General features: G+C 49.1%; 1 protein-coding gene and 1 pseudogene. One reads left to right on the top strand and one right to left on the bottom strand.

The window, feature by feature from the left end; translation table 11 throughout:
- Positions 1-242, top strand: a 242-nt coding sequence (locus H8S55_RS13965; RefSeq protein WP_005929923.1) for a hypothetical protein, incomplete at its 5' end; no start/stop codon positions are given.
- A gap of 28 nt (positions 243-270) precedes the next feature.
- Here the strand turns inward: H8S55_RS13965 and H8S55_RS13905 are convergent.
- Positions 271-633, bottom strand: a pseudogene (locus H8S55_RS13905) (virulence-associated E family protein); the annotation flags it as partial.

Here is a 633-nt window from a genome sequence, read left to right as displayed (position 1 = left end):
ACATGAATCTCTGTTTTGTTTTTTGCCATAGGCAGTTATCCTCCATACATGAAAATAGCCAGACAGAGGGTGTCGGCAACGAAGTCCGGCAACGGGCTTCAAAAGACCTTGCAAACAATCTCAATCTGGCGATGGTTACTATTTATACTTTTCTTTTATTTTTCTGTTGTTTTGGTTGTCATAGGGGAGAAAAGCCGATAGTTTCAGGATTTTCCCCGGCAACCGGCTCGGCAACGGGATAGCAACAGGGGGGGCAACGGGCTGTCATTTTCAGAATGGAAGCTCCATCTGTTCTGTGACCTCCACAAAACCGTCCATCGTTTTTTCAGACGGGTTGCCGGAGTCCGTTGCCGGGTTTTCACGCTCCCAGCCCTTTTGTCTGCCATATTCGGAAAACATTCTTGGGTTCGGGAAGTACCGCCAGCGGTCAATGCACTGGTTCATAATCTCGTTGATTTCCCGGATTTCCCATTGTTTCGGCTCGTCAAAGGCATGGTTCAAGGCTTCCTTGTAGAGCTGCTTGGAGCAGACCATGCTCCCGGTGTACTTATCAAGATACGCCTGTATCATCCCGGCTTTGGTGTCCTCCGGCATAAAATCCCGCTGGTGTTCTTTGAGATACCGCTGCATGGC

Origin of the sequence: Flintibacter faecis (genome assembly GCF_014287875.1) — a bacterium.
GTDB classification, from domain to species: domain Bacteria; phylum Bacillota; class Clostridia; order Oscillospirales; family Oscillospiraceae; genus Lawsonibacter; species Lawsonibacter faecis_A.
The sequence above is the reverse complement of the archived record's forward strand: the minus strand, read 5'-3'. Positions and strand labels throughout refer to the sequence as shown.